The organism is Pseudoflavonifractor sp. 60 (assembly GCF_009911645.1).
Classification (GTDB): Bacteria; Bacillota; Clostridia; order Oscillospirales; family Oscillospiraceae; genus Lawsonibacter.
This window is the reverse complement of sequence record NZ_QWKI01000386.1, coordinates 1-721: the sequence shown is the minus strand read 5'-3', so window position 1 is coordinate 721 and position 721 is coordinate 1. Positions and strand designations below refer to the sequence as shown.

The window sequence follows — 721 nt, the reverse complement described above, 5'->3', positions numbered from 1 at the left end:
GTGGTTCTCCCAGCATGTGCCCCAGCCCCTCAGCGCCGCCTTCGACGTGGCCGGCGGGGCCATCAAGAACACCATCAACGGCCTGGTGGGCAACGTGGAAAGCATGATTAACGCTGTCATCCGGGGTGTGAACTGGATGATTGCCCAGCTGAACAAGATCAGCTTTGAGGTGCCCGACTGGGTCCCTGGCATCGGGGGCAATTCCTTCGGCTTCAGCCTGCAAAAGCTGGCCGAGGTGAAGCTGCCCCGGCTGGCCCAGGGAGCGGTCATCCCGCCCAACCGGGAGTTTATGGCCGTCCTGGGCGACCAGCGCAGCGGCAACAATCTGGAGGCCCCTGAGGGGCTGATCCGGAAGATTGTCCGAGAGGAGTCCAGCGGCGGCGGGGACTATACTCCCCTGCTCCAGGCCATCCTGGAGGCCATCCGGGACGGGCAGGTTATCGTCATGGACGGCAAGGCGGTGACCAAAAATGTCGTGAAGAACATCAACACCATGACCCGCCAGAGTGGCAGGGCGGTGGTGCTGGGGTGAGGCCGATACCTGCATTTTTTCTGGATTCACGCAGGTATCTGACACAGAGGAGGGATAGACTGTGGCAGCGGAAATTTTAATCATCAACGGCCACGACTGGTCCGCCCTCGTCCAGCGCAAAGGCTACGGCTGGACCCGGAATGACCTGGACTCCAGCAACACCAAGCGGCCCAAAAACGGCCTGATGCG

General features: G+C 61.6%; 1 pseudogene. It reads left to right on the top strand.

Annotated features, from left to right (window positions below):
• Positions 1-532, top strand: a pseudogene (locus tag D1646_RS22530) (hypothetical protein); the annotation flags it as partial.
• Between the last annotated feature and the right edge of the window lie 189 nt (positions 533-721).